Origin of the sequence: Lachnospira pectinoschiza (assembly GCF_020564355.1) — a bacterium.
GTDB classification, from domain to species: Bacteria; Bacillota; Clostridia; order Lachnospirales; family Lachnospiraceae; genus Lachnospira; species Lachnospira intestinalis.
On the sequence record NZ_JAJCRR010000003.1, the window covers coordinates 396472 to 413102 of the forward strand.

The window sequence follows — 16631 nt, forward strand, 5'->3', positions numbered from 1 at the left end:
TGCCATTGGAGTTGATAATTGTCAAAAGATTAATATAAAAGGTTAAGTGCCTTTTAGTATAATTATAAAGGAACATAGGAGGAAATTATGGCTGAAGAAATTAATGTAAATAAGATAAGTGCAGAAGTGATTAGTGAGTTGGCAAAAAATACAGCGTGTTTTGTTGTTAAAAAATTAGGTAAAGTATATAAAGATATTGTAAACAAGGAAGATATCGACTATGGTACTGCGTTTGAGAAATATTTACTAGAAGCGGAACAGCATATAGGCATGGCTAAAACTATTTTATATGGACAAACTCCACATTATCTGTATTCTTTTTTTGAGTGTATGGGAATAAGTAATCGGCAACATATTATTGATACGTCCAATGTGAATAATATATTGGATATAGGGAATAAAATAATTATCACAGGTACTGGTGGAATAGGAAAAAGCATGTTGATGAAACACTTTTTTTTAAATACTATACATGCAACATCATATATACCTATATTGGTAGAATTAAGGGGATTGAATGAGTATATACCAGAAAATATATCTATTGAAAAGTATATATATAACACACTTGGAATTTTTGGATTTAAGCTTGAGGAAGAATATTTTAGATATAGTTTAGAAACGGGGTGTTATGTAATTTTATTTGATGGTTATGATGAAGTGAAGAATGCAAATGCACAAAAGGTAACGCAAGAAATAATTGATTTCAGCAACAAATATTCTGAGAATCATATTATTTTGTCTTCTAGACCGTTAGATGAATTTGTAGGCTGGTCAGACTTCAAAGAATATTCAGCAATTGCTTTAAACAAAGAACAAGCGTTATCTTTAATTTCTAAATTAGATTATGATATAGAAATAAAAAATAAATTCTATAAGCAATTGGATGAAGAATTATTTGAAAAGTATGAATCCTTCGCCTCTAATCCCTTACTATTAACGATAATGTTGATGACTTTTGAAGAACGAGTTTCGATACCGGATAGCAAGACGGATTTTTATGAGCAGGCCTTTTCAGCTCTATTTCACAAACATGATGCTATGAAAAAGGGTAAATACAAAAGGGAGAAACTATCTGGGCTGGGGTATGAAGATTTTAAAAAAGTATTCTCGTATTTTTGCTTTAGATCTTTCTTTAAAAATCAATATGAATTTACAGAAAAAAGTGCTTTAGAGAATATACAAAAAGCTAAAGAGAAAGTGTATTCTTATGGTACTTTTAGAGAAAGTGACTACTTGGAGGATATGACAAAAGCAGTGTGTATGTTGGTACATGAAGGATTAAATTATCGCTTTTCACATAGATCGTTCCAAGAGTACTTTGCAGCTGTTTATACAACACAGTTGAGTGATGAAGAACAACGTCAGTTTATTTTATCTTGGTTGAGAGCAATGTCTGGGAGAATGACTACAGATTTTCTTGACATATTATGTGAACTCCAGCCAGATAGATTTATGAAGAATATTTTGTACAATCCACTTTGTGAGTTATACGATTTATATGAGGCAAATGGATGTTCCGAGGATTGGTTTATAGAATATATGTATTCAGGAATATCAGTTCATTTTTCTGAAAATCGAGGGGAAAGAATATACGTCCAGATTAATCAAGCATACTACCACACGATATTTGTATGTATGTTGCATTATTTGCATTATGAGTATGTAGATATGGAATGTGATGAGGAGTATGGAGAAACTATTAGTGAATTAAAAGAGAAATATGGGAAAAAAGTTGTGCAAATAGGAATAACGTTTGAACAACTTAGGGAGGACGCATTATATGATAAGGTAAAGAGAGCAATAAAGTGGGTAACACAAAGAATGAATTATGTTTTTGGTGAATTAGATAAAATAGATATTAATACTTTTGGAAAAAAGAGAAAATTTGAATCCATGTTAGATGAATTGTAATAATGCTCATGGCAACACTTTGGCAACAGAAAATCAGTAAGCCAAAATAAAATGTGTAAATGAAGAAAAATATCGGCAGATTTTTAATGAAAATCAAACAAAATAGTTTAATACAAAACAACAACTTGCCGAGTTTGAATAATTTTCAAAAGCTCGCAAAGCCTAGTAAAATGGGCATTTGCGGGCTTGTTTTTTGTCTTGTGGTACTAAAATGGTACTAAAGTGAGCTGTGCGTGAATAGTTTCATTTACGCTTGAGGCCATGTTATTTTCCACTCAAAATATTCGTTAGGAGAAATCTCTCCATTATTTAATTTCGTTTTCATTTCACACCATTCCGTAAGGAAATCATTTACCAATCCATATTCAAAAGTTAATGCGACAGGTGAGCCTGCACTTTCATAATCATCTTCATTGTAAGTTGGTCTGGCAGCCTCGGAAGGTTTTGCCGGAGTCATTGCAGTCAGATGAATCAGGTTGCCGGGAGCTGTGTACTCTGGGAATCTTGTACCTTTTCCACGTGCAGGAAGTGATGTGGCACTTTCTTCAAGCCAGAAAAGTGTTTCGATAATATCTTCAGCAGCACCAAGGCTGTAATCAGAGATTGCCTTGTAATTGCAGTGCAAAGCATCAGCAAGTTTTAGAATCATATCTTCACCGGGAATGCGGGCACCGGTTTCATACTGGGATATGCGGACAGACATATTTTTGCCTTCAAAGCCAAGTGCACCGCCCAGCTCATCCATTGTCATTTTACGGAATACCCGTATTTTCTTTATTCGTTCACCAATTGTCATAGTGTAGTCACCTCCGTTTATCTGTCCCTGATGGACTGTTAAAGACAGTATAACACGAAAAAAATGAAAATGGAATTTTTTCTATACGAGAACATTAGAAAAACCTCTTGACAATTCAATACAACACGGTATAGAATAATATCAATTTAATTATCTATACGATATGGTATTGAAAAATTACTAAATGAGCGGTACCAGAAATCTAACAGGCATTTGCCAAGACATTCATAGGAATCGAGCGAATGCAGACACTCCCCCAAGCGGACCGAGTACCTCGAGCAGGAGCGGGCGGTATTACAGGAGATTATCTCAGGTAAGGAGGCTGGTAGTGACATCAGCAGAACTGGTATGGAGAAACGCCAAAACAAATATTTAAAGGAAAGGTGGTGAAAGGCATGAACGAAAAGTTTTTAGAAGTAGGAGATGTGATGCAGATTCTTGGAATTTCAAGATCAGCAGCATACAAGCTTATGAGACAAATTAACAGTGAACTTGAAAAGAAGGGTTACATTGTGATTCGTGGAAAAGTAAGCAGAAAGTATTTTGAAGAACGCATTTATGGTATGAGTGATGCAGGATAAGCAACAGGTAAGAAGATTGTGACAGGGGCAGGTGCAGAAGCGATACGGCTTAGGCATCTGCTTCTTTCATATGGAAAGAAGCAGATGATGAATATGCCAGCTTATAAAGACAGTAAGACAGGCACCTGGTTTGTCAAATTCTATTGTAAGGACTGGACTGGGGAAAATAAACAGATAAAGAAGAGAGGATTTGCAACAAAGAGGGAAGCACTTGATTATGAGCGTAATTACAAAATACGGCAGGAGAATAATCTGGATATGACATTTGGAGAGTTCTGGAAGCTGTATACAGAGGATGTGAAAAATTATGTCAAACTCAACACATGGCTTACCAAAGAACACATTGTGGATACAAAGATACTTCCATATTTTAAGAATCTTAAGATGAATGAGATTACACCGGGAGATGTACGCAAGTGGCAGAATGAGATAGTTGCATTCCGTAATGAGAATGGGAAGAGTTATTCCCAGACTTACAAGAAGACAATGCACAACATTTTAAGTACGATATTCAATCATGCGTGCAGGTTTTATAATCTGAAATCAAATCCGGCAAGACAGGCCGGAAATATGGGCAGGGAAGAAAAGAAGGAAATGCTTTTCTGGACAACTGAGGAATATAAGAAGTTTTCAGAAGCGGTGATTGACAAGCCGGTTTCATTTTATGCATTTGAAATGCTGTACTGGACGGGAATGAGATTAGGTGAACTGCTTGCTCTTACAATGGAAGATTTTGATTTTGAAAAGAACCCAGTCAGAATAAATAAATCGTATCAGCGGCTGCAGGGGCAGGATGTTATTACAACACCGAAAACACCTAAGAGCAACAGGGCAATTAAGCTGCCGAAGTTCCTTGCCGAAGAAATGCAGGAATATTTTGCAATGTTATATGACCAGACACCAACAGACAGGATTTTTCTGGTAACAAAGAGCTTTCTTCCTCATGAGATGGAGCGTGGTTGCAAATTATCCGGTGTGAAGAAAATCAGAATCCATGATCTAAGGCATTCGCACATTTCACATCTGATTGACCTCGGGTTTTCCGCAGTTGCAATAGCTGACAGGGTTGGTCATGAGAGTATTGATATCACATATCGTTATTCACATCTGTTTCCGTCAAAGCAGGTGGCAATGGCAGACAGACTTGATGCTGTCAATGCAAGCTTTGAGGATTGTGAAGAGCAGGATGAAGATGTAGATATTATGGAGGCAGAGGAAACAGAACCTATGATTGATATGGATGCGGCTGCGGAAAAGATTATAAGCATTGATAAGTACAAGGCAGTCTGATAATGCCTATGCAAAACATTATGAATCATGCTGGTACAAGTTTTGCAGGATATATGGATCAGGAATTAAAAGAATAGATTTTATATCGGAAGGAGCAGATTATTATGAGCGAGAAAAGGCTGGATGCCAAGAACAGATGGAGAAATGTCGTGGTAGCATTTCGGATGTCACCGGAGGAAGCACAAGAGCTGAATGTGAAAGTTTAACTCAGCGGACTTTCAAAACAGGATTATATCATCCAATGTCTGCTGAAGCATGAAATCAGGGTTGTTGGTGGAATGAAGGTGGCAAAGAAAGTACGGGTTCATCTTGATACGATACTGGAAGAATTACAGACGTTAGATGAAGCAGACAGAGGTATAGATGTTGAAGAACTGCTGGTTTCATTAAAGCATGTGCTTGATATCCTGCAGAGTGATGAGAAAGGCGGTAATCGTTATGAGTAAGACAACATTTGAAAAGCTTGGCATCCCATATGAAGAAAGAGATGGAATCTTCTATCCGGTTCTTGTCGCAGGAACAGAGAAGGCAGATATAGATGTAGGAAAGTATGGGCGTATGTGGATTAAATATATCAAGGAAGAATATCCAATGAGATATAAGAGTCTGGTGCGGTTCGGCGAGCTTGAAGAGAGAGCGAATGAAGTCAATGATACAGCATATGAGCTGCTCGATGATATTGAAGCTAAGTGGCTAAAAAAGCATAAGCCAAAGAATCCAAATTCCTTTACGGAACAGTTACAGCTAAGAACACAGACCAGGATGATGGCAGAGGAAATCGTTATTATGGATGTGGTGATGCAGTTTCATTAGTGTGGGGGCAAAAAGTGCCGCCAAAACATGAAAATGGGGGCAAAAAGCGCCACCATATCAGTAATTGTGGTGGAATATTAACCACCACATATCATATACAGGGTGCAGGTGCTCCTGCCAAGACGAAAAATTATGTAAACGCTGATGGCGTTTATATTTTTTCGGGAAAAGGTCCGACCTTTTCCGCATCTTGCAAAACCAGTGAACACTACTTTTAGAAAGGATGAAAAAAGCAATGGTACAGATAAAAAGAGATTGGTTTGATACAGCATTAGAAAACTACGAAAGGGGAGAAACGTATGGCAGATGGAAAGCGAAGATACAAGTCTGACAGGAAAGATCATAAGGTATCTGTGAAGCTGTCGGAGAAAGATATGGATATTCTAAAAGCGGCACTTAACCGGACGGGAATGACAGCAAGTGCCTATATAAGAGAATTGATCCGGACGGGCGGCAACATAGATACAAGTTATCCTGAGGACAGGGCAAAAGCAATCCGTATCATAGCAGGTATTGCAAATAATATTAATCAGACGGTAAAGCTTGGCAATTCACAGGGGAGATTGTATTACAGCGATATTGATAAATTGCAGAACAGTCTGGATGATGTAAAGAAAACATTCGGGGAGGTGCTGGAAGTATGGCGATTACAAAGATCTTAAATATACAGGAGTCAGATGGCAGAAATCCGGCATCACACCTGAAGAATGCTTTGGAATATATACAGAATCCGGATAAGACAGAAGAATGTGTACTGGTGGGCAGTATTAACTGCCTGCCGGATACGGCATTTGAGCAGATGGAGGAAACGAAGAATATATTTCATAAGACAGGTAAAAGGCAGGGCTATCATGTGATCATATCATTTTCACCGGAAGAAAAAGTGACGGCAGAACAGGCAATGTATGTGCTGGAGCACTTTGCAAAGGATGTGCTTGGTAATGATTATGAGGCGGTGTATGCAGTTCATACTGACAGGGAACATATGCATGGGCATCTGATCTGGAATAGTGTGAGTATGACAACCGGCAAGAAGTATAATTCACCTAAAGGCAACTGGAAGAATCATCTGCAGCCGATTACAAATAAATATTGTGATGAACTTGGACTTTCCATTATGCCGGCAGAGTACAGCAGGAATCCAAAAAATATCAGCAGGGATAAGTGGGAAAAGGAAATGTCAATGAAAGAGATAATTCTAAGGGATGCCAAGATGTGTGCATATGCAGCCGGGAATGTGGAGCATTTTAAATATATGATGAAAAGACTTGGATATGTATTTAAGAAAGACGCATGGATGGAGGTGCAGGCACCGGGATTTCGGTATTATCATAAACTGGCAAAGCTGGACGAGATGTTTTCAGAAGATATGTTACGGCATTATGTGGATATGCCTTGGATGGCAAAGCCTTACTTTTATTCGTCGGATATCAGGAGACTACACAGGGCGAAGCTGTCACCATTCCAGAAGAAGTTTTATGCAAAGCTATACAGATTAAGGGTTGTAGAACAGAAGCGTTTTGTAGTTTGTGGAGCAAAGTATGCAGAGGATTTGAAGCGGTTTCATCAGTTACAGGATGAATATCTGCTGCTTGTGAATAATGACATCAAAAGTATTGTGGAGCTTATGGATTTCATAAGTGAGAAAGAAGATAGGATTCAGCAGATTGAGGACAGGCAGAAGGAGATATACAGAGAAAGTTCTAGTCGGAAACGCATTATAAAGAATGAAGAGCAGTACCGGGAATATCAGATATGGCACATGGAAGTGCAGGAAGAACTGGATGAGCTGAAGCAGGAGAAGAGAAATGTTAAGAGGCAGATACAGCTTGCTGATGACATTATAAAAGAAGATTTGTATACGGCTTATTATGCGGTGTCGGGGAATGAGGAGATTGTTGTTGACAGGGATGTTGAGATACCGGGGATGGATGAAGAGACTGAGGTTGAGAAAGCAACGGCAGTAGTTGTTGAGCATGATGCAAATGTTGATGTGATGAATCCTAACAATAAGCAGAATGAAATAGGCAGACTGAGAGAGCAAGCTGATAGTGCGAGAAAACAACAGACTGATTTAGATGGCATAGGAAAACCAGAGATTCATAATTCGTCTGATGTGAATGTGACAAGAATGGACGAAAGTATAACTGATGTAACAGATAAAAGTGAATTTGTTGGAACTAGAGAAACTGAATCTGTGGATAAAACAGACTGGATTGTCAGGAGAATATCAGAGTTTGGTGGTTATGAGAATGTCAGTGATTCTGTTAAGGCTGATATATTCGGATTTGATATTGCTGATGTAAGTGGAAGCATAAGGTTGTTCTCGGATGTGATGAAAAGGCTGGGGATAAAACTGGATGGAGATGGGCTTTATGAGGAGTTTCAGAGGATTTAAGATGAGAGTGTTGGTAGAGATACTAATAATGAAAAAGTAGAAGACAAGATGTGGAATAGGGGCAGAGGAAGATGATTCCTCTGTTTATTCTATAAATATGGGTTAGATATAGACAGATGTATAACAGATTGAAAAAATCAATTTCAAATTGTAATAAATTGGATTCGATGATATAATGAAAAAGAAATGATAAATAGTTGTAATGATACGAAAGGGATAATAATGGCAATCAGATACAACAGATTATGGAAAAAATTAATAGATGAAAATATGATGAAGATAGACCTTAGAGAAAAGGCTGGAATTACCACAAATGCTTTGGCTAAATTAGGAAAGAATGAGCATGTAAATACACAGGTTCTGGAAAAAATATGTAATGTATTGCATTGCAATATACAGGATATTATGGAATTTGTTCCAGACGAGGAAAGGGAAGAACAGTAATATGGCTAAGAAGAAAACAACTGAAAAGGCATTGAACATAGATAACATTTTATTTAATTGTAGAGATTATTTACGTGCGGCACGTAATTCCGGCTCATTCTTTGAAAAAAGAGATATGATGCTTACGCTAGTGTTTTTGAGGTTTATCGGCGAAAAGTATGAGGATGGAATTGAAAATCTAAAACAAACACTTAAAGAGCAGGGATTAGATCCGGAAGATGAGAACATTAGAGCAGCATTCTTTGATGATGCTACTTTTGCAGATGGTACATATAATTTACCACCAGAAGCAAGATGGTCGACTATTATCAGTACACCGGCACCACAGCTTAATGTTGCACTAGATACAGCTTTGCAAAGGCTTGAGGAAGAAGATCCACAGTTGAAAGGCTGTTTTGTTAAAGGAACATTTACAGCACGCAATTTAGCAGCTAATGATATAAAGAAAATTGTTGATGAAGTGAACAAAATCAGTCATAAGACATTTGGAGAGGAAAAAGACCTTATTGGTCGTGTATACGAATACTTTCTTAAGGAGTTCGCAGTAAATGCTACAAAGGAGGAAGGAGAATTTTATACACCTCATGACGTAGTTCAACTTATTGCAACGATGATTGAGCCTTATGATGGCACCTTATATGATCCTTGCTGTGGTTCGGGAGGAATGTTTATTCAGAGTGCTGAACTTGTAAAGTCAAAGCAGGGAAACTTAAATGGTATCAATGTATATGGTCAGGAAAAAGAACCGGCTACATATCGCCTTGCAAAAATGAATTTGGCTTTGCGTGGAATTAGACATAATCTAGGAGAAGAAGCAGATTCATCATTTACACATGATTTACACAAGGGGTTGCACTTTAACTATATTATGGCAAATCCCCCTTTTAATCTGAAGGGCTGGTATAATGACAATTTGAAAAATGACGGTCGATGGTCTGACTATCAAACGCCACCTGAAAGCAACGCAAATTATGCATGGATTTTGCATATACTTTCACATTTGAAGAAAACTGATGGAGTAGCAGGATTCCTTCTTGCGAATGGTGCATTGAATGATAGCGATACATTGGAAATACGTAAGGAACTGATTCAGAATGATAAAATTGAGGCTATCGTTGTTCTGCCAAGAGAATTGTTTATTACTACAGATATCAGTGTTACTCTGTGGATTCTGAATCAGAATAAAAAAGGCGGAAAATATCATGGAAGAAATCTCCGAAACCGCGAGCATGAGATGCTCTTTATGGATTTACGCCAATGGACAGAAAATGCTGTTAAGGGTGAGAGCAAAAAGAAAGTTCGGTTGGATACAGAACAAATTGAGAAGGCAGCAGATATTTATCACACATGGCAATGTGAGGGAACTGATGGAGCAGACTATGAGATGCCAGAACTTTACCGTAGTGTGTGCATTAATGAAATAGAAAATAAAGGCTGGGCTCTCACACCAAGCAAATATATTGAGTTTATTGACCATGATTTAGATATTGATTATGAAAAGGAAATGGTTCGTATTCAATCTGAAATGAAAGATATATTAAAGCAGGAAAAGAAATCCCAGCAGATGCTGGAAGCGGCATTTAGGGGGATTGGTTATGGGATTGATTAATATTAGATTGGGAGATTACATTGAACGCTCCACGATAAACAACAAAGACTTAAAGTATGGGGTTGATTTGATAGTTGGTGTAAATAGTCAAGGTGTTTTTGCAACTCCTAAAGGGAATACAGATGGAGTAGATTTAAAACCTTATAAAATTGTCGAAAATGGAGCTTTTGTGTACAACCCAACTCGACTTGAATTAGGTTCAATTGCCTACCGTACTGAGGGATTATGTATAGTATCTCATTTATATATGGTTTTTTATCTGACGGATGAGGGAAAGAAAATCATTGATCCAATGTGGTTATATATTTATTTTAGGCGTTCAGAATTTTGCAGAGAAGTGACTTTTAGAAATTTTGGAAGTCAAAGACCAGAATTCAATTTTAATGATATGAGTGACATAGTTATTCCACTACCGGATATTGAAATACAGAAAAAATATGTAGATGTTTATAATGCTATGCTCGAAAATCAAAAAAGCTATGAACGAGGACTGGATGATTTAAAACTTGTTTGTGATGCGTATATTGAGGATTTAAGGAGACAAATGCCTTGTGAGGCTATTGGTCCATATGTTGAAGAAAGAAATGAAAAGAACATTGATAATGCTATTGATTTATTTCAAGGTGTAAATGTTGATCATGTGTTTACAGAGCCTAAACGTGTTGCTGAAGATTCTGAAAATGGCAGTGTTGTAAGAACAGGACAATTTGCTTTTAATAAAGTAATGAAGGCACATAATACAAAATTACCAATTGCACTACGTGAAGGACCAGATTGTGTTGTTTCTAATTCTTATCAGGTGTTTGAAGTTACTAATACTAGCAAGTTATTGTCAAAATATCTTTTGTTATGGCTTAATCGTGATGAAACTCAAAGATATGCTGGATTTATTTCATTCGGAACGACGAGAGATATTTTTACCTTTAAAGATATGAAAGAAATATCTATTCCTATACCAGAAATTAAGATTCAACAATGCATAGTAGACATATTTTCATGTTATCAAGCTAGGTGTGACATCAATGAACAACTCAAAGCACAGATAAAAGATGTCTGTCCTATTCTTATCAAAGGTTCTATAGAAGAGGTGACAAAAGCAAAGGAGGCATAGTCTATGGCAAGATTAAAAGAATACAATGGTCATTATTGTGAATCAGAATATGAATATGCCTTTATTGGCTTTTTAGAAGCAGAAGGTTGGAAGTATTCTTCTGGTAATAATATCCGTCGTGTCACAAAAAGAGATGTACTGATTGCTGATGATTTCAAGAAGTTTATAGCAGACACCAACCCGGATTTGACAGAAGACGAGGTGACACAGATATATGATAATGTTCGTCTTGTAGGTGCGGAAAGTGATTTTGCCACTTTGCACAAAGTGTATGGTTGGATGGTAAATGGTGTTCAGTTTACACAGCAGGATGGGCTGCCAAGAATGATACCACTTATTGATTTTGATAATTGGGATAAGAATATCTTCCGTGTAGTGAATCAGTTTACAGTAGAATATACAAATAATGGTCAAAAAGAAAATCGCAGACCGGATGTGCTTCTGTTTGTAAATGGTATGCCCTTGTGTGTCGTTGAACTTAAAAATCCCGCTGATGCAAATGCGACTATTTATGATGCTTGGGAGCAAATTAATATTCGTTATTGGAGGGATATTCCGCATCTTTTACACTATTGTCCTTTGGCTTGCATTTCAGATGGTGTGAAAACAAGATTAGGTACAGTGCGTACACCTTACGAGCATTTTTATGCTTGGCGCAGAGTAACTGAAAGAGATGCTGTATCCACGCTTCCTTTTGCAGAAACAGAAACTATGATAAAGGGTGTTTATGCACCAGAGCGGTTCTTGGAGATTTTCAGAGATTATATTTATTTTCAGGATAGTATTTACGATAGTGATGAGGTAGAAATCGTATGCCGATATCCTCAGTTTTTTGCTGCAAGATTACTCAAACAAAGTATTATTAAATCAGTAGTTGAAAAAAGTGGTAAAGGTGGAACATACTTCGGTGCAACCGGATGCGGTAAAACATATACGATGGCTTTCCTTGCACGTCAGCTTGCGCTTCGTTGTATTGATATTCCGGAAATCGGTTCACCAACAATTATATTAATTGTTGACAGAGATGAACTGCAAAAACAAGGTTCAAAGCTTTTTACAAAGAGTAAAGAGTTTCTTAATCTTGGTGAAGTATCTGTTGTAAAAAACAGAACACAGTTAAGGCAGGAACTTGGTGCAAGACAAAGTGGTGGTTTTTATATTTGCACCATTCAGAAATTCTGCGACAGAGAAGATGACAAAATCGGACTTATCAATGATAGGCAGAATATTATATGTTTTTCAGATGAGGCTCACAGAACTCAGCTGGAGCACTCTAAGAAAATTCAGTTTAGTAAGGATGCCGATGAAAATATGAAAGCTATGGTTTCAAAACCATATGCAAAAGTATTGAAGGAAGCATTTCCACATGCTACTTTCGTCGGTTTTACCGGAACACCTATTGCGGAAACATATCAGACCTTTGGTGATGAAATTGACCGATATACAATGGATCAGGCAGTTGCAGATGGACTTACTGTTTCCATTAAGTATCATCCGCGTATTGCAAAGGTATTGCTTGATAATAAAAAAGTAAAAGAAATTGAGAATTATTATAAAAAATGTGCGGATGATGGTGCAACATATGAGGATATCGAAGCAAGTAAGAAGGCAATGAGCTCCATGGAAATAATTCTTGGTGAGCCTTCCAGACTTGAGCGTCTTGCTACAGATATCCACGACCATTATGTTGCGTCTTGCGCAGGTGATCCGGATAGAATACAAAAAGCAATGGTTGTATGTTCTAATAGAAAGATTGCTTATGCATTATTACAGAAGTTTAAGGATAAATACCCAGAATGGTTTGAGGAAAAGAAATCACCAGATGGGGTTTCTGTAACGGAAGAGGAACTGAAAGAATTGAAACCAATGCCATTTATGGCAATGGTATCCAGTGTTGGCAGTAACGATGAAAAAGATATGTATGATTATCTTGGCGGAGTTAAAAATGATAAGCGTTCAGAAGAATTGGATGCTGCTTTTAAACAGGAAAAATCAAATTTCAGTATTGTCATTGTTGTAGATATGTGGATTACGGGCTTTGATGTTCCTTGCCTTACATATTTATATAATGATAAACCTCTCAAAAAGCATTTGCTGATACAGACAATAAGCCGTGTAAACAGAAAATATCCGGGGAAAGAATATGGTATGGTTATCGACTATATTGGTATTCGCGACAATATGCGTGAAGCCATGAAGGTATATGGAGGCGATACATCTGTTGCACCGACAGCCGATGATGTAGAGCAGGCTACATCAGTCTTTAGAGAAGAACTTGAAGTATTGAAAAACATGTTCACAGGTTATGATTTATCACCATTTTTAAATCCGGAATGTGATCCGATAGAACGATATAGACTTCTTGCAAAAGTAGCAGAATATGTATTTGTATCAACAGAAGAATTACAGTCGGAAGGAAATAATGGTGTTCAGAAAGTTTCCTTCAAAACCTACTTTTTAAAGACAGTAAAACGAATGAGGGCAGCTTTTGATATTTGTCAGCCTTCCGGATATCTTGGAGAAGAAGAATCTGCACTTGCACAATGCTTTATGGCTATAGCAGGTTTTGTTCGTAAGATGAGCGGAACAAGTGAAGTAGACACTGATACGATGAATCGTGCAGTTTCAAAGATGGTTGAAGAAGCATTAAAATATAATCAGGTGGAAAGTGTTCTTGAAAGCGGAGAGGAAGAAGATATTTTTTCTCCGGAATATTTTGAAAAATTATCTGATGTCAAAATGCCGGCAACTAAATTGGAACTTCTTGTGAAAATGCTCCGTAAACAAATTAAGGAATATGGAAAAGTTAATCAGTTAGCTGCAAAATCATTTCAGGAAATGTTGGAAAAGACGATTGCAGAATATCATGAAAGACGTAAACATCTTACTGCTGAAGAAGCCGGTGAGACACAGGAAAAGGCATCAGAGGATATCATTAAGATTGCAACGGAACAGGCTTTAGCTATTCTTCGTCAGATGAACGAAAATAGAGAGAGTTTTCGAAAAATTGGCTTAACATTTGAGGAAAAAGCATTCTATGATATTTTGATTTCTCTGCGTGACCAATATAACTTTGAGTACGGAACAGATAAAGAGGTAGATGGTGTTGCAGTCAATGATAAATGTAAAGCATTAGCTAAGAAGATAAAGGATATTATTGATACAAAATCCTCATTTGCTGATTGGCTCAATAATCAGAATGTTCGTAACCAATTAAAACTTGATATAAAAATCTGCTTGGTGAAGAATGGTTATCCACCACAGTATAGTCCGGAAGTATTCAATAAAGTTATGGAACAGGTGGAGAATTTTGAGGAGTATTCCATAACAGAAGATATAGGAAATGAAGTAGATAATTCTGCAAAGATTTATCAATATGAGCCAGAGTATAAGGTGATGAAGGTTGCGGAAGATTCGATACATTATGGTGATTCAAAAAATAATCAGTAGGGAGGCGTTGAAGATGAAGTACATTTTTTTCTATGATGAAACAGAGCATAGTAGAAAGATTAATTATGAAACTGTTACCGCGAATAATTACTATGATAATTTCATAACAGGAATTGTAGGGTGGAAAGCAGAAGATGATGAATGTATTTCTGACAGATACCTTGCTTTTGAATCGAAGTATGATTATAGAAAAAAAGACGGAGAATTAAAGAGTCAGACTATGAAAGTAAAAGATTTTAGGCTTGGGTTTGCTTCTCTTAATAATCATACGATTGAGTTATATGAAGACCTTGTATCACTATTTGACGAGAAAATAATTATTTATTTCTCTGTGTTTAGCAAAATAGAGTATGTTATTAGCCAGCTGTTTGTAAATTATCATAATTCTATGTTTGTTGATGTTGATTACATGAAATACTCAATAATTAAGGCTATCAATGTATATCGACCACAAAATGTGATAGAAGCAATTTATAAAGAGCCACAAATATTTGTTAAAGAACTACGGTCTTTTTTAGAAGATAGGATTATTAAAAATCAAGCGAATACTGCTTTGAAAGAGCATGAGAATCAAGCATTTCAGGAAATACTTTTACTGCTTGAGGACACAGAGGTACCCGAAACATTAGATTGGTCCTATTTTGCACCTTTTGAAGGATTTAAGAAATTGTTGACAGAGATGAATGTTAATGAATATCAGTTGATGATTGACCGAGAAGGAAAAGAATCGCATACATTGAATTCTGCAAAGAATGTAGGACTTAAAAATGTCATCGAAGAAGATTCTAAGGATTATATTGGAATCAGAATGGCTGATATGCTTGCTGGATTGATATCTCGATTGATGCAATCATTGAAGATATCGTTAACTGGAGATTATAAAGATGGGAAAATGAAGAAGACACTTTTAGATTCGGGCTGGTTTGCATTGAATCAAAGACAGCTTGAGTTGTATAAAAAATTATATCGGGTAATTTGTGAGATTAATGACTATTGGTACAAATCTTTTTCTGGAATTTATTCGGATGATTTAGTGGCTTTTGTAGCACTTCTTCAATTTATGAATCATTTTTCAGATGCAGATGAGATTCGTAATAGTAAGATAGAAATGCAACCAGAATATTACAATGCTTTTGTCTGCGAGAACTTGAACGAACGTTATAAAATAATGAGAAACAAATTACCGATTGATCCTATAGTAGAAGATGGCAAAGATTATTTTTATAATCAAAGAGGTGCAAAGGTTTATAAGGATATTAACAAGCAACCCATGTTGCCATTACATAGTGGACAAAATGAGTTTTATGTTCTTTCTGTTGGATTTTCACAGAATGGAACTCCATTAGTAACAATCTCTGAAAATGATAAGCCTATATGTTATAGGTTGCCAAATGAGTACAGTGATTGGACTATGACTGTTGCTGGGGTTTCCAGTATGGGTGAAAGATTATTTCCATCAAAAGTGTTATTTTCATTAATTGGTGGAAGGTATTTGGTTGATATTTTATAGATTTTAGGCATTTTAGAAATTTAAATATATAGTTTTGAAAAGTAGGTGAATGATGGAAAAGATTTTTTCGTATAATGTAGATATAGACAAAACAGCATATATGAATTGGAGAACCAGACAGCATCAACCCATTCATGATATGATGATTATTGCTGATGGATACATGAAGGCAGCGATAATGCTCGCACAGGACTGTTTGCAGGACAATATGGATAAGAAGGCTGATAGTGTGGTTTTCCCAATGTTGTTTTCGGCAAACCATGCAATAGAGTTGTATCTAAAATCTATAAACTGGTCTTTGAATATGTTGCTTAATGCGAAAGAGTCCTTTTGTGGAGGGCACGATATCAGGCAGATATGGAATACAGTAAAGAAACGTATGATAGGTTTTGAAACCGATAAAGAACAACGAAAACAATTTAAGGAAATGACCAAAGAGCTGGACGATTATATTTCAGAATTATATGATAAAATCGATAAAGATCATAATGCTAATGCAAAGATGAAAAATATGGATTTTTCACGTTACCCGTTTAATGCCGATGACGAATATCATTTTTATATCGAAAATTATGGAAATGAAGTTGTTGATTTAGAGATGTTTGTGGAGATATTCAAAAAGATAGGTGATAACTTAAATTGTATTGCTGGATATTATGAAGAAATGGCAACATTTGTTCCTGATTATGATTGAGAGAAAGCATGGTAATAAGTT

Annotated in this window: 14 protein-coding genes; 13 read left to right on the top strand and 1 reads right to left on the bottom strand. The window is 36.4% G+C overall.

Going from position 1 to position 16631, the window contains the following annotated elements:
* The first annotated feature begins 87 nt into the window (after positions 1–87).
* Complete coding sequence (locus tag LI288_RS07975) at positions 88–1914, top strand: NACHT domain-containing protein (RefSeq protein ID WP_227090016.1); 1827 nt, start codon at positions 88–90, stop codon at positions 1912–1914.
* A gap of 247 nt (positions 1915–2161) precedes the next feature.
* On the opposite strand, the gene LI288_RS07980 is transcribed toward LI288_RS07975, so the two are convergent.
* Positions 2162–2710 (bottom strand): helix-turn-helix domain-containing protein, encoded by a 549-nt coding sequence (locus LI288_RS07980; RefSeq protein WP_117569843.1) that lies wholly within the window; start codon positions 2708–2710, stop codon positions 2162–2164.
* A gap of 395 nt (positions 2711–3105) precedes the next feature.
* On the opposite strand from LI288_RS07980, the gene LI288_RS07985 reads away from it, so the two are divergent.
* The 12 genes from LI288_RS07985 to LI288_RS08040 all read left to right on the top strand — a co-directional run bounded on the left by LI288_RS07985 (position 3106) and on the right by LI288_RS08040 (position 16610).
* A complete protein-coding gene (locus tag LI288_RS07985; RefSeq protein ID WP_015560978.1) occupies positions 3106–3291 on the top strand; it encodes an AlpA family phage regulatory protein in 186 nt (61 codons plus the stop codon).
* Positions 3292–3384: 93 nt separating this feature from the next.
* Positions 3385–4581 (top strand): site-specific integrase, encoded by a 1197-nt coding sequence (locus LI288_RS07990; protein WP_227090124.1) that lies wholly within the window; start codon positions 3385–3387, stop codon positions 4579–4581.
* Between the two features lie 284 nt (positions 4582–4865).
* Positions 4866–5027: a hypothetical protein gene (locus tag LI288_RS07995; RefSeq protein WP_227090017.1), complete on the top strand. Its 162-nt coding sequence runs from the start codon at positions 4866–4868 to the stop codon at positions 5025–5027.
* Positions 5020–5394, top strand: a complete 375-nt coding sequence (locus tag LI288_RS08000; RefSeq protein ID WP_227090018.1) for a TnpV protein — start codon at positions 5020–5022, stop codon at positions 5392–5394. The genes LI288_RS07995 and LI288_RS08000 overlap by 8 nt, the downstream gene beginning before the upstream one ends.
* Before the next feature lie 299 nt (positions 5395–5693).
* Positions 5694–6056 (top strand): plasmid mobilization protein, encoded by a 363-nt coding sequence (locus LI288_RS08005; protein WP_118149106.1) that lies wholly within the window; start codon positions 5694–5696, stop codon positions 6054–6056.
* Entirely contained in the window at positions 6035–7792 is a 1758-nt protein-coding gene (locus LI288_RS08010; protein ID WP_227090019.1) for a relaxase/mobilization nuclease domain-containing protein, read from the top strand. The genes LI288_RS08005 and LI288_RS08010 overlap by 22 nt, the downstream gene beginning before the upstream one ends.
* 222 nt (positions 7793–8014) lie before the next feature.
* The gene (locus LI288_RS08015) at positions 8015–8236 is read left to right on the top strand and encodes a helix-turn-helix domain-containing protein (protein WP_118008679.1); all 222 of its coding nucleotides are present in this window, start codon (positions 8015–8017) and stop codon (positions 8234–8236) included.
* Position 8237: 1 nt separating this feature from the next.
* Complete coding sequence (locus LI288_RS08020; protein ID WP_227090020.1) at positions 8238–9845, top strand: N-6 DNA methylase; 1608 nt, start codon at positions 8238–8240, stop codon at positions 9843–9845.
* Positions 9832–10956, top strand: a complete 1125-nt coding sequence (locus LI288_RS08025; protein WP_227090021.1) for a restriction endonuclease subunit S — start codon at positions 9832–9834, stop codon at positions 10954–10956. Before LI288_RS08020 ends, LI288_RS08025 begins: the two co-directional genes overlap by 14 nt.
* Positions 10957–10959: 3 nt before the next feature.
* The gene (locus tag LI288_RS08030) at positions 10960–14406 is read left to right on the top strand and encodes a type I restriction endonuclease subunit R (protein ID WP_227090022.1); all 3447 of its coding nucleotides are present in this window, start codon (positions 10960–10962) and stop codon (positions 14404–14406) included.
* 13 nt (positions 14407–14419) lie between these two features.
* A complete protein-coding gene (locus LI288_RS08035) occupies positions 14420–15916 on the top strand; it encodes a DUF3800 domain-containing protein (protein ID WP_227090023.1) in 1497 nt (498 codons plus the stop codon).
* 49 nt (positions 15917–15965) lie between these two features.
* The gene (locus LI288_RS08040; protein WP_227090024.1) at positions 15966–16610 is read left to right on the top strand and encodes a hypothetical protein; all 645 of its coding nucleotides are present in this window, start codon (positions 15966–15968) and stop codon (positions 16608–16610) included.
* Positions 16611–16631: the final 21 nt, after the last annotated feature.